At 48.0% G+C, this 24,482-nt stretch carries 16 protein-coding genes; 14 read left to right on the top strand and 2 right to left on the bottom strand.

Annotation, left to right across the window (positions count from 1 at the left end):
• Positions 1-26 precede the first annotated feature (26 nt).
• The 6 genes from deoD (at position 27) to L4D19_RS04920 (ending at position 9,595) form a co-directional block, all read left to right on the top strand.
• On the top strand, positions 27-737 hold the full coding sequence (gene deoD / locus L4D19_RS04945; RefSeq protein WP_075762664.1) for a purine-nucleoside phosphorylase: 711 nt from the start codon (positions 27-29) through the stop codon (positions 735-737).
• Between the two features lie 384 nt (positions 738-1,121).
• Positions 1,122-2,612 (top strand): transposase, encoded by a 1,491-nt coding sequence (locus tag L4D19_RS04940; protein ID WP_428451492.1) that lies wholly within the window; start codon positions 1,122-1,124, stop codon positions 2,610-2,612.
• 309 nt (positions 2,613-2,921) lie between these two features.
• Positions 2,922-5,798 (top strand): hybrid sensor histidine kinase/response regulator, encoded by a 2,877-nt coding sequence (locus L4D19_RS04935; protein ID WP_428451491.1) that lies wholly within the window; start codon positions 2,922-2,924, stop codon positions 5,796-5,798.
• 165 nt (positions 5,799-5,963) lie between these two features.
• Complete coding sequence (locus L4D19_RS04930) at positions 5,964-6,890, top strand: LysR family transcriptional regulator (protein WP_428451490.1); 927 nt, start codon at positions 5,964-5,966, stop codon at positions 6,888-6,890.
• A 175-nt stretch (positions 6,891-7,065) separates the two neighbouring features.
• The gene (locus tag L4D19_RS04925; protein WP_428451489.1) at positions 7,066-8,130 is read left to right on the top strand and encodes an alanine/ornithine racemase family PLP-dependent enzyme; all 1,065 of its coding nucleotides are present in this window, start codon (positions 7,066-7,068) and stop codon (positions 8,128-8,130) included.
• Between the two features lie 52 nt (positions 8,131-8,182).
• Positions 8,183-9,595, top strand: coding sequence for a YfcC family protein (locus L4D19_RS04920; RefSeq protein ID WP_428451488.1), 1,413 nt, complete (start codon positions 8,183-8,185; stop codon positions 9,593-9,595).
• Positions 9,596-9,723: 128 nt separating this feature from the next.
• On the opposite strand, the gene norR is transcribed toward L4D19_RS04920, so the two are convergent.
• Positions 9,724-11,304 carry a nitric oxide reductase transcriptional regulator NorR gene (gene norR, locus L4D19_RS04915; RefSeq protein ID WP_428451487.1) on the bottom strand — a complete coding sequence of 527 codons (1,581 nt, stop codon included), beginning with the start codon at positions 11,302-11,304 and terminating at the stop codon, positions 9,724-9,726.
• Positions 11,305-11,639: 335 nt separating this feature from the next.
• On the opposite strand from norR, the gene L4D19_RS04910 reads away from it, so the two are divergent.
• From L4D19_RS04910 to L4D19_RS04875, 8 genes are all read left to right on the top strand, one after another.
• Positions 11,640-13,907, top strand: a complete 2,268-nt coding sequence (locus L4D19_RS04910) for a nitric-oxide reductase large subunit (protein ID WP_428451486.1) — start codon at positions 11,640-11,642, stop codon at positions 13,905-13,907.
• On the top strand, positions 13,904-14,047 hold the full coding sequence (locus tag L4D19_RS04905; RefSeq protein ID WP_428451485.1) for a hypothetical protein: 144 nt from the start codon (positions 13,904-13,906) through the stop codon (positions 14,045-14,047). The genes L4D19_RS04910 and L4D19_RS04905 overlap by 4 nt, the downstream gene beginning before the upstream one ends.
• Positions 14,048-14,113: 66 nt before the next feature.
• Positions 14,114-14,518: a SirB2 family protein gene (locus L4D19_RS04900; RefSeq protein WP_428451484.1), complete on the top strand. Its 405-nt coding sequence runs from the start codon at positions 14,114-14,116 to the stop codon at positions 14,516-14,518.
• A gap of 448 nt (positions 14,519-14,966) precedes the next feature.
• The gene (tal, locus tag L4D19_RS04895; RefSeq protein ID WP_428451483.1) at positions 14,967-15,917 is read left to right on the top strand and encodes a transaldolase; all 951 of its coding nucleotides are present in this window, start codon (positions 14,967-14,969) and stop codon (positions 15,915-15,917) included.
• A gap of 90 nt (positions 15,918-16,007) precedes the next feature.
• The gene (tkt, locus tag L4D19_RS04890; RefSeq protein ID WP_428451482.1) at positions 16,008-18,002 is read left to right on the top strand and encodes a transketolase; all 1,995 of its coding nucleotides are present in this window, start codon (positions 16,008-16,010) and stop codon (positions 18,000-18,002) included.
• A gap of 585 nt (positions 18,003-18,587) precedes the next feature.
• Entirely contained in the window at positions 18,588-19,925 is a 1,338-nt protein-coding gene (locus tag L4D19_RS04885) for an APC family permease (protein ID WP_160648822.1), read from the top strand.
• A 55-nt stretch (positions 19,926-19,980) separates the two neighbouring features.
• Positions 19,981-21,144, top strand: a complete 1,164-nt coding sequence (locus tag L4D19_RS04880) for a M20 metallopeptidase family protein (protein ID WP_428451481.1) — start codon at positions 19,981-19,983, stop codon at positions 21,142-21,144.
• Between the two features lie 11 nt (positions 21,145-21,155).
• A complete protein-coding gene (locus tag L4D19_RS04875) occupies positions 21,156-21,941 on the top strand; it encodes a phytochelatin synthase family protein (protein ID WP_428451480.1) in 786 nt (261 codons plus the stop codon).
• Positions 21,942-22,089: 148 nt separating this feature from the next.
• On the opposite strand, the gene L4D19_RS04870 is transcribed toward L4D19_RS04875, so the two are convergent.
• Positions 22,090-24,438 (bottom strand): hypothetical protein, encoded by a 2,349-nt coding sequence (locus L4D19_RS04870; protein ID WP_428451479.1) that lies wholly within the window; start codon positions 24,436-24,438, stop codon positions 22,090-22,092.
• Positions 24,439-24,482: the final 44 nt, after the last annotated feature.

Raw genomic sequence — 24,482 nt, 5'->3', positions numbered from 1 at the left:
TATTAACAAATTCCTAGGAGTGAGCTATGGCTACCCCACATATCAATGCTGAACTTGGTGATTTTGCAGAAACAGTCCTGATGCCAGGCGACCCGCTTCGTGCAAAATTCATCGCAGAAAACTTCCTGGAAGATGTAAAGCTAGTATGTGACGTTCGCAACATGTTCGGCTACACCGGCACATATAAAGGTAAGCCAGTTTCTGTCATGGGCCACGGTATGGGCATCCCATCATGCTCAATCTATGTTCACGAACTAATCAAAGATTTTGGTGTTAAAAACGTTATCCGTGTCGGTAGCTGTGGCGCTGTACATGATGATGTAAAACTGATGGACGTAATCATCGGTATGGGTGCATCAACTGACTCTAAAGTTAACCGCATCCGTTTCAACAACCACGATTTCGCAGCAATTGCTGATTTCCACCTGCTGGAAACGTCTGTTAACCAGGCTCGCCTACAGAACGTTCCTGTACGTGTAGGTAACGTATTCTCTGCAGACCTGTTCTACAGCCCTGAAGCTGACCTGTTCGACAAGATGGAACAGCTAGGCATGCTAGGTGTTGATATGGAAGCAGCTGGTATCTACGGTGTTGCTGCTGAACTTGGCGCGAAAGCTCTGACAATCCTAACTGTTTCTGACCACATCAAGCGTGGCGAGAAACTAAGCTCTGAAGACCGTCAGAAGTCTTTCAACCAGATGATGAATGTTGCACTAGAAACAGCAATTAACATCTAAACAATTTTAGTGGCTGGTGCGCCCCCGATGCACTGGCCGCTTTTCTCCGCTAGCTAGCACTAATACTAATGTTATTAATAGGTTGATCATATTGGTATTAGTGAAAACTAGGGACAATTAGAGCTAACGAAGTTATAGGGATATTGTTTAGCCGCGGCTCAAAAATTTTGTAAAATGTGGCGTCTTACACAATTTAAACTGAGTATTGCCAAGATGGCATCCCTCAGGCGTGCTAAGTAGTATCTCTGTAAATTCATTGCTTCTAATTTAGTACTGAATAAAAGGTTAACCCCTTTTATTCAGTACCCTTCCCTCCCCCTTCTATGCGCGGTCACACTGTTCACCGCACGTATTGCTCAGGCACAAGGATAAGGTTAGGCTGATATGATGAAAAAACTTCACTCCGATAGCAACGATACCTTATTGCCACCTGCTAGCGGCCAACTTCAGCTTAATCACTGCAAAACCGTCGGATGCCGGAATTTTGGCTCTGACGACAAGAGCCACTATGTGCTTCAGCGTACCAACCCGAACCGGCCTACCCTGGTTTGCCGTGAATGTGGTGCGTTTCCGCCAGTACTGAGCAACCATGACGTTGCCGAAGAAGTTTCCCGACTCAAATTATTGCAGAGCAGCGGCCTGCCCGCCTGCAGCAACCCTGACTGTGAGAACCTCGGGCTTCCCGTCCTGACCCACCGCCACCTCTATCATGCTTTTGGCTATAGTGGTGATCGCCAGCGTTACCGTTGCAAATGCTGCCAGGCTACCTTCGTTGACCGATGGTCTGGCTTCAATGGCAAAAATCAGGTGCAGCAAAAGCTGCTCGCCCTGCTTTTCACCGGGTATTCGGTACGTGATATCTGTCGTCGTCTGGGCATGAATCCGAAATCGTTCTACGATCAGCTATCGCATATTGCCAGCCGCTGTCGTCGCCAGTTGTCGATGTTTGATGCTCGACTCTTCAAGCATGCGCAAAACCTGTCACTGGCCTCCGATCTGGTACCGCTGCAACCCCACAGCAGTAACGGTGTCAGCTGGATTGCCAGTTGTGAAGCCGCATCCGGTTATGTCGTCGGTCAGCACGTAAATTATCAGCAAAATGATGTTGAGAACCCAAGCGATCAGCACGACCCGTATGTAGACGGAACCCGCTTTATGGCAGCACCGGGTGCCAGGCTGGTCGAGGTACCACCACCGGCACCGCAGGGGATCCTGGCACGCGTTGATACCAAGTACCGCGAGGTTCTTTCGCGCCCTAACCTTGAAGATCCGCTAACCAGCATGCCGCGGATAAACTATCCGACCAAGGGCTGCCTGATCCGTCCGCAGTACACGGTTTATGCCCACTATCTGCATTTGTCCCAGATGTTGGAATACAACGAATCGCTGTCTATTTTTATGCCTCAGGAACCACTGTTGCGTTCTGCCTGTATCTCGGTTTTCATGGAGCGTATAAAGGATAAGACTATTCATCCAATCTATGTCGAAACCGACACCGGCTGGCAGCATGGCCAAGAGGCAGGACGAGTAGATATCGTGCTTATGGGTTGGTGGCGAGATCGCTGGGCCTTTACCCGTCACAACGACATCGGCAAAGGAATTTGTCATCTTGGCGGCGAGAAAGGCAATGAGCAGAAATGGCTAGAGCTAGCGTCACACGATGCTATTAGTGAATACCAAAAACGCTTCCATGATCAGTTCGCTCAGCTGGTTGACGAACCTCGCAGGAAACTTCGTCCTGCAGGCCTGTTACCACTGCTGGATATCTACCGCGCCTGGCATAACCTGTGTCACCAGGACCGCTCGGGCTTAACCCCCGCTCAGCAAATGGGGTTAACCTCCGCACCACTAACATTGGAACAACTGCTCAACTAATAACAACACCAAGGCTGCCTAATTCGGCAGCCACCATTTCTACATCTCATCCCGCCCCTGAACATGTCCACATCAGCTGGGAAGCCCGACCAGAGTGCAAATACTCAGCTTCCGTCATGCTTAACACTCAATGTCATCCTCTTCTGTTTAAAATGAGCCACGCTTTGCTGGACAGATCAACTTTCCTTCCCTCTATCACGCGTAGTATTTGATAATTATCTAAGATTTATTTACAAATAATTAATAAAAACCAAAACTCGGGGTAGATGCAGTTTGATACGGATAGTCCCAAATAGAATTAAGCCCATATTGCTTGCGAGCATGCTGTTTGTCGGCATTATCCCTGCGTTTATTTATAGCTGGGTCAGCAGCGAGAAGCTCTCGACTGTGGCACTTTCCCAGATCTCTCAAGGTTTGAGTAGCCGAACCGAGCTTGCCGCACAGAACATTGACGATATCATTGCCAAACGAATCCTGAGCATCAAAATATTGGCAAACTCGCCGGTTTTTGAACTTACTTCCGGTGCCGTTAATACAGGCGATGGTTTTCTCAGCCACTACCTTTCTGAAATTACGTCAGTCGATACCGCTTTCTCGGCAATTTACTTGCTCGAAAATAATCAGAATGACAACGGCCAGGACCGCTTCGAACTCATTGAATCCTCATCGTCCCACACGACTCAGGCGCTTAATCAGGAACTCAAACAGGCAGGTATTACCCGGCTCAGTGAAGTGGCTGACATACTTGCCCCACAGAACAATGATGTCTATGTTTCCCTGCCGCAGGGACTGGACAAAACTCCGTTTATCTACTTCATTTCCACTATTACACACCAGCACCCGGAATCAGATACACAGGACAACCAAAAGCTGCTCGTGGTCAAATACGAACTTAGCGAAATCAATAACCAGCTGACCTTCCTCGGCGAACGCATCAGTGATACTGACTACATCATCCTTATCGATCAACAAGGCGACGTGATCCTTTCGGGCATAAACCAAGGCCACCCGCTGCAAGTGTTTGCTAACTTTAAGCAGGTGTATAACCAGGATGATAGCAACACTCACACATCGACCAGTGAGATCATACATTATACCGACCGGTACAATGAACCATTGATTGCCACTGTGACCCGCCTCAGAACTCAGGGAAATGACGGCAACCCTCTTTGGTCACTGGTCTCGATAACCCCGCAAAATACAGTAACTCAGGCGATTGACTACCTGCATCGCTACTTCATGCTGGCCCTGTTTCTGACAGCAGGTATTGTGATCATCCTGTCTATTGCCCTGACAAAGCGGATCACTATGCCGTTGGCCAAACTGTCACGCTTTGCGGCTCAGTTTAAACTGGGTAACTATGCCCGCAATGAACGCATTGACGGTCCGCACGAGTTTCAGGTATTGCACGACGCACTCAATCAGGGCGCAGACAAAATCTCCTACGATACCGAACGGCTCAACCGGGCACTGCACAAGGCAGAAGCGGCAGACCGGGCAAAATCAGCCTTTCTGGCCAACCTTTCTCATGAGATCCGAACCCCGATGAATGGGATGCTGGGGTTATCGCAGCTGCTGCTAAAGACGAAACTGACCGAAGAGCAGGATCACCACCTCCGTACCCTGCTCGATTCCGGAAAGCATATGATGTCGCTACTGAACGACATTCTCGATTTTTCCAAGATCGAGCAAGGGCAACTTAAGCTGGATCCCACCAACTTCTGTTTTACCGATTTGGTCGGTACCATAGAGAGTACCTACTACTCGCTTGCCAAAGAAAAAGGCATCGGCTTCGACATCCAGTGCGAATTCAATCCCAACGACTGGTTCTATGCCGATAAAGCGCGGATCCGCCAGATTCTATTTAACCTGATCAGCAATGCCATCAAGTTCACGGAGCGCGGCAAGGTACAGGTGACACTGAAGCTGGACGATGGAGAAAGCCCCGGCGAGAAGATCCTTACCATTATGACCCGAGATACCGGCATTGGCATCGACCCGGAACGGATCCTGTACATCTTTGATCCTTTTGCCCAAGCAGAGGCTTCAACCAGTCGCCGCTTCGGTGGCACCGGGCTCGGGCTCAGTATCGTCAAACAGCTGGCGGAACTGATGGACGGGCAGATTCACCTCGACAGCGTTCCGGGAGCAGGGTCGACCTTTACGGTCACCCTTGGCATTCACCAAGGGCAGTACATGGTACCGGCGCAAGAAAGCCTCGAGTTCGACCACCGCGCATTTGCCAACCTCCGGGTATTGATCGTCGAAGACAACAACCTCAATGTCCTGATTATCGACTCCTTCCTCAAGCAACGCGGGTTCCAAACCTGTGTAGCCGAAAACGGAGCCGAGGCTCTGGCGATCCTCGAGAACGAGTTTTTCGATGTTGTTCTTATGGATAACCATATGCCGGTTATGGACGGTATCGAAGCAACCACTAAAATCCGAGCCTTATCGTCGCCTGTCAGCCAGATCCCTATCTTCGCCTGTACAGCTGATGTGTTTGAAGAAACCCAGAAAAACATGATTATTGCCGGCGTCGACTGTGTGATCACCAAACCTCTCGATGAACAAAAACTGCTTGACGCCCTCCAGCGCTTCAAGAGCAAGATCACCCATATGGCATTGCTACGCGCAGCCTATGAAGCAGAACAAAGAACAGAAACCGCTCCGAACAATGCTGCTGACGCGATAGATGCTATTGACGTTATTGAGCAAGAAGGTGGTGGTTTGACGGATGGCTGTGTCGGCAGCAGCGTGTTAAACGACGAGATCATAAGTGAAATCACTCAGGATGGGAGCCATACCAACGACAGCAGTGAAAGCCAGTTGCTGGCCGAGAGTTTCCAGCAAATCGAAATCAACGCCCTGCTTGATATGATGGATCAAGACCATGACATCATCATGCAGTTCCTCCAGATGTTTGCCGAAGAGCACAGTCAGGATATAGACAAACTCAAGCAGGCACTGGCCAAGGATGATTTTGATTCGGCCATACTGCTCAGCCACTCTCTGAAGGGTGCGTCAGGCAGTATCAGTGCCATCTATGTCCGCGAGGCGGCGTTGGTCATCGAGAAGAAGGTCAAGGCAGGCAAACAGCCAACCGAGGCTGAGCTAGCCAATCTTGACGATTTGTTAAACAAGCTCATTGAAGAGATCCACCAGCAAGTTGAACTAACGATCTAATAAAGACTGGTGTCATTCGTAAAAATGGCACCAGTCTGCCCAGCACAGCATTGCCCCTCCTCTTATCAATCACTCCCAGCCAAGCATTCAAGCCTGTAATTAGCGATACATCTCAGAACGCCATCCCAATAAAGAATAAAATCAAACCAAAAAAGAGATACTGAGATGCGAAAAATATACGACTTTGATTTAAAGCTACTCCACTTATTTGTGACCATTGTTGATTCTGGTGGCTTTTCAGCTGCGCAATTTAAATTAAACATGCACCAATCGACAATTAGTACTCGCATGAACGATCTGGAAACCCGGCTTGGTATGACATTGTGCCACCGGGGACGAAGAGGGTTCCGCCTGACTCATGATGGCAACAAGGTCTATCAGCTTTGCCAAACGTTATTTAGTGATATTGCCAGCTTTGAAGATCAACTCGATAGCATCAGAAATGTCTCCCATGGTCATATCAAACTCGCACTGACTGATAACCTTGCTACCAACCCGCAATGTAAAATCCAGCAGGCTATCAAACACTTTTGCAAAGACCACCCAAAGGTGACAATCGATACGGAAATCTGCGACTCGTACCAAATTGAAATGATGGTGCTTGATGGAAAGGCCGAGCTAGGGATCACCTCCTCAGAGGTCCCCAAAGACGGTCTTACATATATCTATTTATTTGGTGAAAAACAGTGCCTGTATTGCGCACCGGACCATCCGGTTCTCTCGATTCCACGAGAGATCACGACTGAAGATCTGCTTGATACACCAATTGTGGAGCGAGGGGTATCCCACAAGATCACTCCGCTCAGCAATACTAAAAACTTGCTTCACCTCGCCAGCAGCACCAATATGGAAGCAACAGCCCATCTGGTATTATCCGGAAATTTTGTCGGCTACCTGCCGGATCACTATGCTTCGATTTGGGAGCAACGTGGAGAGATGGTCAGAGTCAATGCCCCGTCTCTTGAATACATTGCTGAATTCCATTTAACCACCCTGGAATCCAAGGAACTTTCATTAGCCGCAACTGAATTAATGCATGCGATTTCCAGTGCCCACCAAAATAAAAAGCCGTCGCTTCATTTCTCGATTTAATACAATCAAATCTCATTACAGTTTCTTCACGGAATAAAGCAATTTATTCCGTGAATGTGACTTTTTATTCTTACATCGAATTCATACAAAGTAACCATAGAAAACCCATTATTTATCTTCATCACTAAAAAGCGCTCAATGTTCCAAAAGAACAATATTACCCAGAGGTAAAACTATGAGCACTTACCCGTGTATTAATATCCATTTAGATACGATCACCCAAAATACCCAACAAATGGTGTCAGCGTGCCGAGCCCAGGGCGTATCGCCTGCCGGTGTTACCAAGCTAGCCTGCGCCACTCCAGATGTCGGGCAGGCTATCTTAAATGGCGGCATTCAACTTCTTGCTGATTCTCGCATTCGGAATTTAAGAAAAATCCGTCATCTCGATACCCAAACGCTACTGTTGAGACTGCCAGCTCTTAGTGAAATCAGCGAGGTCGTCAAATATGCCGATATCTCTCTGAACTCCGAGATGGCAACCTTAAACGCCCTGTCAGCCGAAGCCCTCAAGCAGCATAAAACCCATCAAGTTATTCTGATGCATGACCTAGGCGACCTCCGGGAAGGTGGGTTCTACGAAGAAGAAACCCTTGCCCTTGCTCGCAAGGCCGTGTCACTACCGGGGATCGAGCTTGTCGGCCTCGGTAGCAACCTCGCCTGCTACGGTGGTGTAGAGCCCACCTCCGACAATCAAAACACGCTGATTGCGATCGCCAGACAGATAGAAGTGACATTTGGCATCACGCTTAAGTATATCTCCGGAGCAAGCTCTGCCGGATTGCCTTTGATGCTCAGCGGTGAACTGCCACAAGGCATCAACCAGCTAAGACTCGGGGCTTCACTTCTGATGGGAATTGGGCTGAACGATGATCCGATCCCCGACACCCGCCAAGATACCTTTGATCTCACAGCGGAAATTGTCGAGATCAAAGTCAAACCCTCAGTCCCGACCAGCTCCACCGCCCTTGATGCTTTTGGCAACAAACCTGATTTTATTGACCGCGGGCTGCGTAGACGTGCAATTTGCGCAATCGGAAAACAAGATGTCGATATCAGCCAGATCTCCCCGAAAGACCCAAACATCATCGTCATTGGCGGTAGCAGCGATCACCTCATTCTCGATATCAATGACTGCGAACCCGACTACCAAATCGGTAGCTTAGTCGATTTCGATTTGTCCTACGGCGGCGTCTTGCAGTGCATGACCTCCGAATACATCACCAAACGCTTTATCTAAAACCAAAAATATGAATGCAAATACCAACTCAACATCGCGCTAAGGATGCACCATGTTAAGAATTAAGAAGTTCCCTAACACCTTTACGATCCTATTCTTTTTAATTTCCTTCTTTGCCATGCTGACCTATATATTGCCAGCTGGTAAATACACCCGAGAAATGAATGAACAGCTCGGCAGGGAAGTGCCTCTGCCAGGCTCATATCATGTCATTGAGTCTTCGCCGCAAGGTTTTTTTGATACCCTTATGGCTCCCATCTCCGGCTTTTATGATCCGGTAAGCGGCGTCATCGGTGCCATCGATGTCAGCCTTTTCGTCCTGATGGTCGGCGGTTTCCTCGGTATAGTTACCAAGACAGGCGCCATTGACACAGGCATTGCCAGGATCATGGTTCGCCTGAAAGGACGGGAAATATACATGATCCCTATCTTGATGACCCTATTTGCACTTGGTGGGACATCCTACGGTATGGCTGAGGAATCACTGGCCTTTTATGGCCTGCTTATCCCAATCTTTATGACTGCCCGCTTTGATCCCCTGGTTGCCGTAGCCGTTATCTTTGTCGGCACTGGTGTCGGCACGCTGGGTTCAACCATTAACCCGTTTGGTACTGTCATTGCCTCTAACGCCGCCAGTGTCGATTTCCTCAGCGGGGTTGAATTGCGGTTTGTCATTCTTGCCGTTGCCCTTATCGTCGGCTGTGGCTATGTAATGCGCTATGCCAGAAAGATCCAGAACAACCCGGACGCTTCCCTGCTTGCCCACCTGCGTCACGATCATGAAGCGCACTTTCTGGGTGACAAAGATGCCACTGACAATCTGCCGGTTCTAACCACCTCACAGAAAGGCGTGCTGATCCTGTTTATCCTGACTTTCAGCATCATGATCTACGGTGTCTCTGTACTCGGTTGGTGGATGGCTGAAATGGCCACGCTATTTATCTTTATGGGTATTCTGTGCGGGATTGTCGGTCGCCTGAAAGAAGACGATCTGATCAACTCATTCGTGGCCGGCGCTGCCGACCTGATTGGGGTGGCATTAATTGTCGGTGTCGCCCGCGGAATTGTTGTGGTCATGGAAGCCGGTAACATCACTGACACCATTCTTAACTTTGCTGAAGGGATAGTGGCAGGCAAAAGCTCGGTCTTGTTCATTAACACCGTTTATTGGATTGAGATGCTGCTCTCTTTCATCGTTCCTTCAACCTCAGGTCTGGCAGTAATGAGCATGCCTATCCTGGCGCCACTGGGCGATTTTGCCAATACAGGCCGCGAGCTAGTGGTAACCGCATTTATGAGCGGAATAGGCACTATCCTGTTTATTACGCCAACCTATGGTGTACTAATGGGTGGATTAGCGATAGCACGTATTCCTTATATCACCTGGCTGAAGTTCATTGCCCCGTTAGTTGCTTTCTTTGTCGTACTTAACTGTGTGGTTCTGTCAATCGGGGTAACACTATAGAGTAACCCGTTATTAACCAATTACGCTCCCGGTGGGTCATTACCTTCCGGGAGCTTTTTGTACTACTGCGATTAGAACCACCGCGATTTCAACCACTGGTATTTCAATCGCTTCTATTTCAACAGCTGCTATTTCAAGCCCAGCCGCTTAGCCAGTCGATGCAGGTTACCGCTGTCGATGCCAAGCTGCCTTGCGGTCGCTGCCCAGTTGTTATCGTTCGCCTCCAGTGCCTGGCGAATATACTGCGCCTGAAATAACTCAGTCGCATCACGCAGGCTGTCACCGCTAAACACAGGCATTAATGGCTGAACAGCACCCCGGGCAGATCGAGCTATCGCAATCCCCTGCCTAGAGGCCTCTGGGCCAAAACCATCTTGATCAGCGCTGTCAAAATTAAAGTGATGAGGATGAATCTGTGGTGATTCAGCACCATATTCAGAACGTGCCAGAATAGCCGCGCGGTGGATACAGTGCTCCAGCTCGCGAATATTACCTGGCCAGCCATATTGGGAAAGTATTGTCAGACTAGTCTGGCTAAGACGGAGGGTCTGTATCCCTAATTTTGCCCGGCACTTTTCGATAAAGTACCCGGCAAGCAAGGCTATATCATCACCACGTTCTCGCAGCGGGGCCACATGGAGAGGAAAGACACTTAAACGATGATAGAGATCGGCACGGAACCGCCCTTCCACCACTTCCTGCTTAAGATCCTTATTGGTGGCAGCAATGATACGGACATTGACTTTCAGGCTGCGATCGTCACCAATCCGCTGCAAATCGCCATATTGCAGTACCCGCAGTAGCTTGGCCTGAAGCGCCAATGGCAGTTCACCGATTTCATCGAGGAAAAGCGTCCCGTCATTGGCAATTTCAAACTTTCCGCTCCGGTTGCTGATTGCCCCGGTAAAGGCCCCTTTAACATGGCCAAACAGTTCACTTTCGGCCACTGACTCAGGTAAGGCAGCACAGTTAAGGTAAACAAGAGGCTGCTCCGCTCGACCAGACTTGCGATGAATATCCTTGGCCACCAGCTCTTTACCGACACCTGTCTCGCCCAGCACCAAGACATTCAAATCCGACTTGGCAACAACATCGATTTCGCTCTTAAGGGCAAGCATAGGCACCGACTGGCCAACCATCTCAACATTGTCACTATCACTGATTTTAATTGACGAAAACTGCGCCGGGCTCTCTGTTGCCACTTTTTCCAGCTGCTCCATCATCAGGGCATTATTGAGCGACACCGCAGCCAGCGCACTGATAGTACGCAGGTCCTGATCGCTAAACTCCGCAAACGAAGAGGTGTCAAAGCTGTCTATGGTCAGGGCGCCGATTAAGTTGTCATCCGCCAACAGCGGCAATCCAATACAGGCATGAACTTTAAGTTCATCCTCATGGTTGGGGATTAGCCCATCAAACGGATCCGGAAGCTCGCTATCGGCAGGAAACCTGACAATGTCTCCGGCTCGCGCTATGGCTTCGAGCCTCGGGTGTTCGCTAATCGTAAAACGCCGTCCCAGCACATCTGGAACCAGACCATCGATAGCCAGAGGCGTAAATTGCTGACCACGAAAAGCCAACAGTGCCGATGCATCGCAATTCAGGGTTTGGCGAATAGTATTAAGCAAGCGCTGAAAGCGGTCCTGATTAGAAATACTGGTCGTCATATCCAAGGCGATATGGGTAAAGTCGCGTGTTGGCAAAACCATGGCAGTTCTCTCCGCTGATATTATTCAGGCTTTTAATACACTGTCACTATGACACTAATCACAAGAAACTCAATAAAGGGATCCAATACAACCTATAACTTATTGAGTTGTTTCAGCTCAAAAATCATCACCGATCTAACCATGCAAAAATTAGCGACTGACTTTTAAACACCAACAATGTCAATATGACACGCAGATGTATAAATGACAATAAAATATAAGTGTCATAATGACACCAAGAATATATGAAATTCTTTAAATACAACAAGTTAAACTTTGGCACGATAGTTGATTAGTAAGCCTTGATACTAAAACAACTATTCGAGTGATCAGATATGACTAAACAAAAGTTATCAATCATATCGCTTCTCATTGTGTGCTTGGCTTCATTTACAGTTTTGCTCAGCATCGGAAGCGACATTTACCGCGAGGCACCGCCAATCCCAACCAAGGTTGTGAGCACAAGCGGTGAGGTTATTTTTACGGAAAATGATATTCAGCGGGGCCAACTGGTATGGCGCTCTATGGGCGGGCATCAGCTTGGTTCTATCTGGGGACACGGCTCATATGTCGCTCCAGACTGGACAGCAGACTGGCTGCACCGCGAGGCGAACAACTGGCTGGAGCTCAAAGCGCGTGAAGATTTCAACAAGCCTTTCACCCAGCTGTCGAACAGTCAGCAGGCAGCGCTGGAGCAAGAGCTACGTGATGACTTACGCCCTAACAACTACAACGTAGAAACCGGTGTCATCACCATTTCTCCACGCCGTTCTGACGCGATTTCTATGTTGCAGCATCACTACATTGGCTTGTTTGGCGATGATCCTGCCTATCAGCCACTGCGTGAAGACTACGCAATGAAAGAGGGTACGGTTTCAACGGCCGAACGTCGCGAAAAGCTTACCGCCTTCTTCTTCTGGAGCGCATGGGCTGCCACCACAGAGCGTGTCGACCAAACTTATACCTACACCAATAACTGGCCGTATGATCCGGTCGTAGGCAATACACCAACATCCAGTAATATTGTCTGGTCAATCTTAAGTGTGGTTGTTCTGATTGCCGGTGTTGGCGCACTGGCCTGGTATCACGCCGCACTAAAACATGAGCCACTGCCAACACCACCAAAATATGACCCTCTGTTTGATGGCAAACCGACTGCTTCACAAAAAGCGGTAGGTAAGTACTTCTTTACTGCAGTAGGTCTATTCCTATTACAGGTTTTCCTCGGCGGCATTACCGCCCACTACGGTGTCGAAGGTCAGGACTTTTACGGCATTCCTCTTTCAGAAATCCTCCCTTACTCGGTAACCCGAACCTGGCATACCCAACTAGCGGTATTCTGGATTGCAACTGCATGGCTGGGAACAGGACTGTACATTGCACCGGCACTGTCAGGCCATGAACCAAAATTCCAGCGCCTGGGTGTCAATGTCCTCTGGATCGCACTGGTTGTTGTCGTACTCGGCTCGATGGCTGGTGAATGGCTTGCTGTTCAGCAGTACTTTGACCTCGATACCAGCTACTTGTTAGGACATCAGGGACAGGAATACATCGATCTTGGCCGTGTCTGGCAAGTACTGCTATTGGCTGGCCTGCTGATCTGGCTGGCACTGGTAACCCGTGCAATTCGCCCGGCGCTTTCGCAGCAAGGTGAAATGCGTGCTGTGATTTGGGTACTGTATGCCTCTTGCGTGGCGATCGGCCTGTTCTACGGTGCTGGCCTGTTCCAGGGTAAACACACCAACCTGGCAATTGCTGAGTACTGGCGCTGGTGGGTGGTACACCTATGGGTTGAAGGCTTCTTTGAAACCTTTGCGACCTCAGTTATTGCCCTTATGTTTGTTCGCCTTGGTCTGGTGCGCGCAGCAACAGCCAACAGTGCGGTACTGTTCGCAACAGTCGTCTTCTTAACTGGCGGCCTGATCGGCACCCTGCACCACTTGTACTTTACCGGTACGCCGACATCCGTCATTGCCTGGGGTTCAATCTTCTCGGCACTGGAAGTCGTACCGCTGGCGCTTATCGGATTCGAGGCTGTTGAAAGCTACCGCATGCGCAATACCACGCCGTGGATGGCGCGCTACAAGTGGGCAATCATGTTCTTTGTCGCTACGGCATTCTGGAACCTTGTCGGTGCCGGTGTACTTGGCTTTCTCATCAACCCACCTGTCGCGCTGTACTTTATTCAGGGCTTGAACACCACAGCTACCCATGCCCACGGTGCATTTATGGGCGTCTACGGCATGCTAGGAATTGGTCTGATGTTGTTCTGCCTGCGTGGTCTGGCGGGTGATACCCGGGGCTGGGATGACAAATGGCTGAAATGGGCCTTCTGGTCACTGAACATTGGCCTGGCTGCCATGTTGGCTATGTCACTGCTGCCTGTCGGCCTGGTTCAGTTCTTTGCTGTCATCGAGAACGGCTACTGGTTTGCCCGCTCACCGGAAGTGCTGCACAGCCCGCTTGTTGAGACCTTGGTCTGGCTACGTATGCCTGGTGACATGCTATTTGGCGCTGGCGGTATCTTCCTGGGAATTTTCCTCGCCAAGCTAGTTGTTCGTGCAATCAAGTCAGGCAAAGAAGCGGAGGCACTAGCACGATGAGCAAACACATCCTATCAGGGCTTAAGGTATTGCTGGCCATCTCGGGGATCTACCTCGGTAGTGCCGTACTAACCAGCCTGCCACAGCTGTTTGTTCAGCTGTCCATTGAGATGGGATGGATGACACCCGCTCTTCTGTAAACTGTAACCGCTCAGCTCGCCTTATAACAAAGTCGGCCTGGGCGGTTTATTACATGTGGACACATCATGTATCTGACCATAAAAACGTTTCATCTGATTACCGTAATGCTCAGCATCAGTTTGTTTGTTCTGCGCTTCGGCCTGCGCTGTCGCCACTCCCCCTTGGCAAATAACCGGGTGCTGAAGGTTATCCCGCATATTAATGACTCTTTTTTACTTACCAGCGGCTTTGCCCTGATCAACCTCACCGGCTTTGTCCCGTTTACATCCGCCGCCCCCTGGTTATCAATCAAGCTGGTGAGTGTGGTTGCGTACATCCTTTGTGGTGCGTTTGCTCTTAAGGCGAAAACCAACTGGCAGCGATGGGCTTTTTTCACCGGCGCAATGGGCTGGTTGATGTTTATTATTCACCTCGCCATTAGCAAATATTTTGCCCTCCATTCATTACCTGGCTATTCCCTGTTTCTGTGATGCTGTACTGACAAGAGCATCAGTGCTCTTGTCACCTTCCGCCCACCTTTCCCTCACCGATTATTAGCAATAAGCCCCATTCCTTCGCAGAATCTAACAGCTTTTTGCCCCTACAAATGCGAGCAAAAGTTCACACGTCAGATCATATGCTCACACATAAAACATTCGTATCACGCCAACAAGGCAAGTATCCAGGCAAATTAATTCGTAAAACAGTCTTAAGATCTTATAAAAATGCGATCCAGGCACGATTTGCCTTCCTAAACAATTGACAATTTACAGCAAAAAGCTAATTATCATCACATCAATTGTTCTTTGATGATCCATATGTTCACGAGCTGTGTTTTTGGTTTGAAACATTTGGGTTAATTACAGGTAAAACTACCTTTTCTGGCTACACTTTTAGCTAGCAATAAGACAAGCCCTAACACTTTGAAGGTCGAAAGATATGAGCACTAAACTGGAACAACTGCGCGCGCTAACAACTGTTGTTGCTGACACTGGCGACATTGAGGCTATCAGCAAGTATCAGCCTGAAGATGCGACTACCAACCCATCGCTGATCCTGAAAGCTGCACAGATCGCTGAGTATGCTCCTCTTATTGATGCGTCAATTGCTTACGCTAAAGCTCAGAGCGACGACAAAGAGCAGCAGGTTCAAGACACTTGCGACATGCTTGCAGTAAACATCGGTAAAGAAATCCTGAAAGTCGTTCCTGGCCGTATCTCTACTGAAGTTGACGCTCGTCTTTCTTACGACACCGAAGGCAGCATCGCTAAAGCTCGCCAGCTAATCAAAATGTACAACGATGCCGGTATCACTAACGACCGTATCCTTATCAAGCTAGCGTCTACTTGGGAAGGTATCCGTGCTGCTGAAGTACTGGAAAAAGAAGGCATCAACTGTAACCTGACTCTGCTATTCTCTTTCGCTCAGGCGCGTGCATGTGCAGAAGCTGGTGTTTACCTGATTTCTCCTTTCGTTGGCCGCATCATGGACTGGTACAAAGCCAAAGAAGGTCGTGACTTCGAAGCGCAGGAAGATCCAGGTGTTATCTCTGTAACTAACATCTACAACTACTACAAAGAACACGGCTACAATACTGTTGTTATGGGCGCAAGCTTCCGTAACACTGGTGAGATTCTAGAACTAGCCGGTTGTGACCGTCTGACTATCAGCCCACAGCTACTACAAGACCTGGAAGATGCAACAGGTGAAGTTGTTCAAAAACTAGTTGCAACTACTGAGCTGAAAGAACGTCCTGCCGTTATGGGTCACGCTGAGTTCCTATGGGAACACAACCAGGATCCAATGGCTGTAGAGAAACTGGCTGAAGGCATCCGTAACTTCGCCGTTGACCAGGGCAAGCTAGAAGCAATGATTGCTGAGCGCCTGTAAGCCTTAGACATATTCAAGAAAGCGGCCGACAAGCCGCTTTCTTCCTTTTTAACGTTTTTGATTCAAATAAATTCTATAGTGGAAACCAATATGGAACGTAAAGTGTTAGCAAATGCAATCCGTGCACTGAGCATGGACGGTGTACAGCAGGCAAACTCAGGCCACCCAGGTGCACCTATGGGTATGGCGGACATCGCTGAAGTATTGTGGCGCAGCCACATGAACCACAACCCACAAAACCCAGAGTGGGCTGACCGCGACCGTTTCATCCTGTCGAACGGTCACGGTTCAATGCTGATCTACTCTCTGCTTCACCTTACTGGCTACGATCTATCTATCGATGATCTGAAGAATTTCCGCCAGCTTCACTCTAAAACACCTGGTCACCCAGAATACGGTTATGCACCGGGTATCGAAACTACAACTGGCCCTCTAGGTCAGGGCATCACCAACGCTGTTGGTATGGCGATCGCTGAAAAAGCAATGGCTGACCAGTTCAACCGCGACGGCCACGATATCGTTGACCACTACACCTACTCGTTCCTGGGTGACGGTTGTATGATGGAAGGTATCTCTCACGAAGCATGTTCTCTAGCCGGCACACTTGGCCTTGGCAAACTAGTTGCTTTCTGGGATGACAACGGTATCTCTATCGACGGTGAAGTTGAAGGTTGGTTCTCTGACGACACACCTAAGCGTTTCGAAGCATACGGCTGGCACGTAATTCCAGCAGTAGACGGTCACGATCCAGAAGCAATCAACGCGGCTATCGAAGCGGCGAAAGCGGAGACTGGCAAGCCGACTCTGATCTGCTGCAAAACTATCATCGGTTTCGGTTCTCCAAACAAAGCCGGTTCTCACGACTGTCACGGTGCTCCACTAGGTGCTGAAGAAATCGCTGCAGCTCGTGAATTCCTAGGCTGGAACCACGGTCCTTTCGAAATCCCTGCAGACGTTGCTGCTGAGTGGGATGCGAAAGAAGCGGGTGCCGCTAAAGAAGCAGCTTGGAACGCGAAGTTCGAAGCATACGCTGCTGCTCACCCTGAGCTGGCTGCAGAGTTCAAACGCCGTTCATCTGGCGAGCTTCCTGCACAGTGGGAAGAGCAAGCGAACGCAATCATTGCCGATCTTCAGGCAAACCCTGCGAACATTGCATCACGTAAAGCCTCTCAGAACGCACTGGAAGCATTTGGTAAACTGCTACCAGAATTCATGGGCGGCTCTGCTGACCTTGCGCCTTCTAACCTGACTATGTGGTCTGGTTCTAAGTCACTAGAAGCAAACGACTTCACTGGTAACTACATCCACTACGGTGTACGTGAATTCGGTATGACAGCTATTATGAACGGCATCGCCCTGCACGGCGGTTTCGTACCATACGGTGCAACCTTCCTGATGTTCATGGAATACGCACGTAACGCAATGCGTATGGCTGCGCTGATGAAAGTTCAGAACATCCAGGTATACACTCACGATTCAATCGGTCTGGGTGAAGATGGTCCTACGCACCAGCCTGTAGAGCAAGTTGCTTCTCTACGCCTGACACCTAACATGAGCACATGGCGTCCATGTGACCAGGTTGAGTCAGCCGTTGCCTGGAAATTTGCTATCGAACGTAAAGACGGTCCAACATCACTGATCTTCTCGCGTCAAAACCTTGCACAGCAAGAGCGTACAGCGGCACAGGTTGCTGACATCGCTAAGGGTGGCTACATCCTGAAAGACTGCGAAGGCAAGCCAGAGTTGATTCTGATCGCAACAGGTTCTGAAGTAGAACTAGCAACAGAAGCATACGCCCAACTAACAGCTGAAGGCCGTAAGGTTCGCGTTGTTTCTATGCCAGCAACTGACCTGTTCGACAAGCAAGATGCAGCATACCGTGAAGCGGTACTGCCATCAGACGTAACTGCACGTATCGCTGTAGAAGCTGGTATTGCAGACTTCTGGTACAAGTACGTTGGCTTCGGCGGTCGTATCATCGGTATGACTACCTTCGGCGAATCTGCACCAGCAGGCGAACTGTTCAAGATGTTCGGCTTCACGGTTGAAAACGTTGTTGATACAGCAAAAGAACTACTAGGCTAAGCATTACTGCTTAACTGATTTCAAAGCCAGGCTTGATAGCCTGGCTTTTTTTATTCCAGTATTTAAAGTGACTATTTTATAAAATATTAGCTGCGCAAAACCATAATTTCCCCACCTGTTAATTTTCTATTTACACCTATAACAAAATTCATCATACAAAAATCTAAGTATTAGCAGGCCCTTTGTTAGCAATTTATCAATATGTGACTAAAGTCTTACTTTTAAAAGGGTTATTAGGGATGCATCTATTAGAAAATATGCCGTTATTTGATCGGGATCACTCATTTTCAAGCAAATAAACAAGATGCATATAACTCAGATCAATACCTGAAAATATTTTTATGCATCTGGTGTCAATGTAGAAAACATTTCTATATATCAAGGCTGTTGTGAAAAAATAAGGATTTTTTTCTCTTATATAAAGCGTATTCTCGCTTTGAATTAAAACATAAGCACCAGGGAATAATTACTTCATTAATCCACTTTTATAATTTTTGATTTTTGATTTCATTTTAACTCCAATCCGAATTATCGGATGTTCCCTCGTGCCAACTTTTTATATTGGACGTAATAGTAGGTCGAAAGATGACAAAACAAAAACTAGGACTCGCGAGTATAGTATTGCTCGGGTTTAACTCTATCATTGGCTCTGGAATATTTTTATTACCTAGCTCTTTATATCAATTAGCCGGTGATTGGTCTGTTGCCCTTATTCTTATTACTGCGGTCATTGTCGCTACCATCGCATTTTGCTTTGCTGAAGCATCAGGCTACTTTAGCCAAAATGGCGCAGCCTATGTTTATACCAAGGAAGCCTTTGGTCCTTTTGCCGGTTTTGAAGTCGGTTTCCTTAAATGGATGATGCAGTGTATTGCGTGGGGAGTAATGGCAGTAGCACTAACTAATATTCTTGCTAATACCTTTGGTTTTGAAGAAAACCAAATGTTACGTAGCGGAATTATTATTAGTATTGTCGGCTCACTAACAATATTAAACCTTGCTGGTGTCGGTGCTGCCAAATTGGTGAACAATATTTCCACATTAGCGAAAATGGTACCTTTAGTATTATTAATTGTTGGTGGCGTGTGGTTTATTAATCCAGAGTTCATCCTACCGACTATCTCTTCTGCACCAGCAGAAACGGCAGAACATTCACTTTCATTTGAGACTCTAGGTTCAGCTTTGATCCTTTGTTTCTACGCTTTTACCGGATTTGAAACATTCGGCACTGCCGCGGAAGATATGGATAATCCTAAGCGTAATCTTCCTCTTGCCATTATCATCGTAATCATCGCAGTGACGGTATTCTATGCCGCAGTTATGGCTGTCTCTGTCGGCATCCTAGGCCCTGATATCGCCAACTCTTCCGTCCCGTTAGCTGATGCAGCAAAAGTGGCGTTCGGTGATGCGGGTTTCTATATGATCACTATCGGCTCAATCATCTCGATTGCCGGTATTAATGTTGCCGCTTCTTTCCATATTCCACGTGCGTTACTGCCACTGGCTGACGACAAAATGATCCCAGCCGTGTTTGGTCGCAAGAACGACAAAGGTATTCCTACAGTGGCTATTATTGCCTCAGGCTTGGTAACTATCCCGATTGCCCTCTCTGGCTCATTCACAACTCTGGCGATGCTTAGCGTAGTCACCCGATTTGCGCAGTACATCCCTACCTGTATTGCTGTTCTCAAGTTCCGCCAACGCTTTAAAGGTGACGAAAGCACCAAGAACAACTTCAAAGTACCATTCGGACCGATTGTCCCTGTGGCAGGTGTCTGTATCTGTCTCTGGCTGCTAGCCGACCAGAGCCTGACCAAGATCCTCGTTGGTTTGGGGGCCATGGTACTGATTTCACCGCTTTACTTTATCGCTCGTAAACGTGCAGCAGAGCAACACGTAGAACCAGCAACTACCAAAGCGTAACCCACTCGTAAACATGGCCAGGACCTAGGTTCTGGCTACTACCCGGACATAATAGATGATGAACACAATTGAAATTGTTAATGCATGGCATCAGGAAATTACCACATGGCGTCATACGCTGCACAGCATGCCAGAAGTAGGTTTTGAACTTCACAACACATCTCAATATGTCGCGAATAAGCTTGAATCCTGGGCCATAAGAATCGATCGCAGCTTCGGCCAAACCGGTATTGTAGGCATTATTGACGGCACACTGGGTGAAGGAAGAACCATCGCCTACCGCGCTGATATGGATGCCCTGCCGATGCAGGATCAAACAGGCCAGCTATATGCCTCTCAGAATCCGGGAATGGCCCATGCCTGCGGTCATGATGGTCATATGGCCATGTTACTGGCCACCGCCCGTTACTTCTCTGAAAACCGGGATTTCCGAGGCCGCATCATCTTCTTATTCCAGCCAGCCGAAGAAATCGGTGCCGGTGCCAAGGCCATGATGGAAGACGGCCTGTTCGAGCAGTACCCTTTTGACGAAGTGTATGGCTTCCATAACATGCCAAGGTTGCCAGAAAATACTATCTCGCTGCGCTACGGTCCTATTACTGGCGCTGGTGAAAAGTTCCGCCTGATTGTGAAAGGCTGCAGCGGCCACTCCAGTGTTCCGCATAAATGCATCAACCCAATCACTATCTCTGCCAAGATCATCACGGCATGGCAGTCCATTGTGTCGGAGTGTGTACCCTGCTCTGAAATGGGCGTGCTTGCCGTGACGAAAATCATGAGTGGTGAGGTGTTCAACTCTATACCTGAATCAGCCGAAGCCGGCGGTACAATTCGCTTCTACGAGCGTGAAGTCGGCAAGACGCTGCGCCGCAAAATGCAGCTGCTCGCCAGCTCAATTGCCGAAGCCTACGATGCAGAAGCTGAGGTACTGTTCGAAGTACTATGTCCGGCGACAGTGAATACCCCTGAACAAGTTGATTGCGTCATTGACGTTGCCAAACAAACCGTCGGGGCAGAAAACCTCAATACCAATGTCGAGCCCAGTCCGGGGGGCGAAGACATGGCATTTTTCAAGAAAGACGACAATATTGGTGCCTGCTTTTTTATGATTGGTTCAAAGGGCACCAACCTCCATACCTGCGATTTTGATTTTGATGACAGCATAATTCCTCTCGGAGTCACCATGCTGTGCCGAATCGCAAAACAACGCTTAGTGTGAAAAGGTTTATTATGAAAACAATGCTAAAAACATCCCTACTTTCCCTTGCTCTGGCAGTTGTACCAACATCAGCAGCCTTCGCCGATGTCATCGACTGGTCAAGCGACGAAGGGATCACTCGCCTTGAACAATCTCACTTCAAGAAAGATTTCTTCAAGCTGGCGAACTTTTACGATGCGCAGGATAACAAAGTCTACTGCGGTGTTGCCTCCACCAGCATCATAATGAACGCACTCCGCGTACGCCAGAACGTGACAGAAATCCCGCTGGATGAATCAACGATTGCACCAGAAGACCGGGCTTACTTCCCTCAAGGTGACTGGAGCCCGTTCTACGAACGCTATACTCAAAATACCGTTCTGGGTCATAGCGAGAAGACTCGACTACAAATCATGGGACAGCCTGTCTCTGAAGGTGCCGGCCCAGATTACGGCTTACAGCTAGATCAAATGACGGATCTGGTGACATCCAACCATCTAAAAGTAAAAACAGTATTCGTCGATAATCTGGACAGCAAGGCGGCGATGAAAGCCGAGCTGGTTCATGCCCTGGAAACCAGAGACCAGTATGTTGTCGTTAACTACTCACGTAAAACACTTAACCAGCCAGGATCGGGCCATTACTCACCAGTTGGTGCCTATGACAAAGCATCGGACTCTTTCCTGATCATGGATGTATCGAATGCCAAAGCGGATTGGGTCTGGGTCGACAGCGATCAACTATTTGACGCAATGGCAACAATGGATACAAAGCGTAATCGCGGTTACCTGCTGATCAGCGAAGGTCTTAAAGGCTAAGCATTACTGCTTAACTGATTAAAAAGCCAGGCTAGATAGCCTGGCTTTTTTTATTTTCCAGTCCCGTTCTGAGACATTTTTCTTATATCAATTAGCAAACGCATGAGTGCAATAATTCTACATCTAACTCAAAGATTAGCCTACATTGCTAATGGACTATGCTGCCACGCTTGGATAAACGACAGCCAAATACAAGCATTAAGGCCAACATCAACCAAGAGCCAACACTCCCGCCACTAGCGTTACCTGCTGCTTCCTTACCACCAGTCTCGCCAGATGTCGTACCTTGAGGCTTTGCCTGATCCGTACTCGCTTTTGCCAGTAACAGCGTTATCCGCTCAACCGGTTTTTGTCCTGCAGACATCTGCACATCAACGCCATGTGGCTGATTTGGACTGAATGACCAAGGAAGAACCTTATGGTTTATAGAGCCATTATCGACGCGCTGGACAATCGTTAGCCCCTCAGGCACCTGCCCCTTAAATTTAATGGTGGCTTTCACAATACCTTGGGTAACTTTTTTCCCACTCACCACCATATCCAGACGATCGATGACATTAGACTCAGACTGATTTTTCGCGCTAATTCCTGCTAGCACTGTATTGCCCGCAGAAATTTGCTCCGCCTCACCCAGCACCAACGGTTGAGTCGAATCAACAAAAAGCCAGGTATCACTGTACTCATCTAAAATAACCGAGACCTGCTCACCAGAGGCCAACCCAATACCACCTAGAATATGACGGTTATCAGCATCGCTGCCCGCCTCTAACACATCCGGAATACCGTCTAAGTCAGTGTCGTTGGGCATTACCAAAAGGCCAATCTCCTGCTCATCTGACAAACCATCTTGATCTGAATCCTGTTGGTTAATATCCATCCTGTACGCTTGTTCAATCAAATCGGGCATCAAATCATCATCACTATCGATACCGTATTTTCCGAGAGTAGAACGGAGATGCAACAAAGAATAATTTGTCTCTACAGGTGTGATTGCAAGTCCACCATTTTCCAACAGCTCTACTTTAAACATCGCCGTTTGAGTCGTATCAGCATTGATATAACTCAGACTATAAGTCCCATCCTGATTATCCACTAACGGAAAGCTATTGCTGTCCCCCTTATTCGTCAGCGGTGTTGGCAATAAGGAAACAGCGTTAATCCCCGTTGGTAATTTACGTGTTCCTCCCCAGACCACCTGCTGTTGATCAAAATCCCACAACCAGTAGCCGACTGAATCGATGCTATGTTTACCAAACAAACCTAGCTGATAGCGTCCAAAGTAGCGACCGGTAATGCTTTCTCCTGTATTTGTAACGGACATACTCAGCCGCTCACCATCATAGCCCTGTAACTTATCAATGTTATTCCGATAATACTCAGTGCAGGCTTCCCCATAAGGTTCAGCAAGACACCCTTGATATATATCTTGATAAAGACCCATGTTAAGTTCAGTGCTCTTGATAATTTCTTCAACCTGGTTTTGCTGGGCAGGTGTCAGCAGATTTGCAAACTGCGTCAGCAAAATTGTTGCGCGACTGTTGTCTGCTAGATTCTTATGGTACTCATCAGTCAATTCTTCATGGATTGCTTTTGTCGCATCACTGGTCTGAATATCAGCATGACCTGAAATCAACTCCGAAATATAGCCCGATTCAAAACTCGCTGCTTTGTAACCCATAACAGCGTAATCTTCATGGTTTTGAAATTGGTTGGGTACCTTCTCACTGATATAATCTATAAGTGCCTGATAGCTGTTTAAGCAGCGAGTATATTCTTCTAATGAACACGTCATACCCTTTTCTGAAATCAATTTATCTAGCTGACTGGGTTCACCACCCAACTGCATCGCAGATACCGTCATGCTTATTTTATTCAAGTATTCAGAAGGTACATCCTGTAGGTTAAAATCATGCATACGAATCGTATCTTTCAACCTTACATTGGCTCTACGAGTCTCCTCATCGAAAAAATTTATTTTTAAGCTAGCGATAAACAGAGCCCCGTAATAAACCTCATGAATAAATTCGGTTCCAAGGTTTATGTGACGGTCAGGATCACCAATATACGGCTGACAAGCCTCAGTGATATTATAGCGACCATCACTTTTCGAGTTTAATACTGCAGACTTTGTTCTCGGTTCACTAATTATACTATATGTATCAGAAAATCGATCAGCACTCATACCAATATGAAGCTTCTTTGCTTTCATACCAGCTAATACCGGAAGTGATACATCTGGTATTCCGTTCGATGGTCGCGAATCCAGCCAATTTTCAACCTGAATGTTAGAGGCTATAGTAAAGGCCCCCTCGGAATTTCCCGTTTTAACTACCTCCCCTTCAATACAAGTGAAATTGGAGACACCAAGAGTATGAGGGTTAAATGCAGCGCCGAGCTCTGCATTTGGAGTTTGTTGAAAAGAAAGAAATGTATCAGCATGACTTTGGCTTGCCAACAAAGAAATACATAACATTGTGCAAGCAGTGGGGTACTTCATGATCGTCCTTATCTTCGTCTAATTGTAATGATAATTTCTAAAAT

It is taken from the genome of Photobacterium kasasachensis (assembly GCF_050336885.1).
Taxonomy (GTDB): domain Bacteria; phylum Pseudomonadota; class Gammaproteobacteria; order Enterobacterales; family Vibrionaceae; genus Photobacterium; species Photobacterium kasasachensis.
This window is presented reverse-complemented; position numbering and strand designations above follow the sequence as displayed.

Coding starts and splice junctions, on each gene's coding strand:
- deoD (WP_075762664.1), top strand. CDS start 27: ATGGCTACCCCACATATCAATGCTGAACTTGGTGATTTTGCAGAAACA.
- L4D19_RS04940 (WP_428451492.1), top strand. CDS start 1,122: ATGATGAAAAAACTTCACTCCGATAGCAACGATACCTTATTGCCACCT.
- L4D19_RS04930 (WP_428451490.1), top strand. CDS start 5,964: ATGCGAAAAATATACGACTTTGATTTAAAGCTACTCCACTTATTTGTG.
- L4D19_RS04925 (WP_428451489.1), top strand. CDS start 7,066: ATGAGCACTTACCCGTGTATTAATATCCATTTAGATACGATCACCCAA.
- L4D19_RS04920 (WP_428451488.1), top strand. CDS start 8,183: ATGTTAAGAATTAAGAAGTTCCCTAACACCTTTACGATCCTATTCTTT.
- norR (WP_428451487.1), bottom strand. CDS start 11,304: ATGGTTTTGCCAACACGCGACTTTACCCATATCGCCTTGGATATGACG.
- L4D19_RS04910 (WP_428451486.1), top strand. CDS start 11,640: ATGACTAAACAAAAGTTATCAATCATATCGCTTCTCATTGTGTGCTTG.
- L4D19_RS04905 (WP_428451485.1), top strand. CDS start 13,904: ATGAGCAAACACATCCTATCAGGGCTTAAGGTATTGCTGGCCATCTCG.
- L4D19_RS04900 (WP_428451484.1), top strand. CDS start 14,114: ATGTATCTGACCATAAAAACGTTTCATCTGATTACCGTAATGCTCAGC.
- tal (WP_428451483.1), top strand. CDS start 14,967: ATGAGCACTAAACTGGAACAACTGCGCGCGCTAACAACTGTTGTTGCT.
- tkt (WP_428451482.1), top strand. CDS start 16,008: ATGGAACGTAAAGTGTTAGCAAATGCAATCCGTGCACTGAGCATGGAC.
- L4D19_RS04885 (WP_160648822.1), top strand. CDS start 18,588: ATGACAAAACAAAAACTAGGACTCGCGAGTATAGTATTGCTCGGGTTT.
- L4D19_RS04880 (WP_428451481.1), top strand. CDS start 19,981: ATGATGAACACAATTGAAATTGTTAATGCATGGCATCAGGAAATTACC.
- L4D19_RS04875 (WP_428451480.1), top strand. CDS start 21,156: ATGAAAACAATGCTAAAAACATCCCTACTTTCCCTTGCTCTGGCAGTT.
- L4D19_RS04870 (WP_428451479.1), bottom strand. CDS start 24,438: ATGAAGTACCCCACTGCTTGCACAATGTTATGTATTTCTTTGTTGGCA.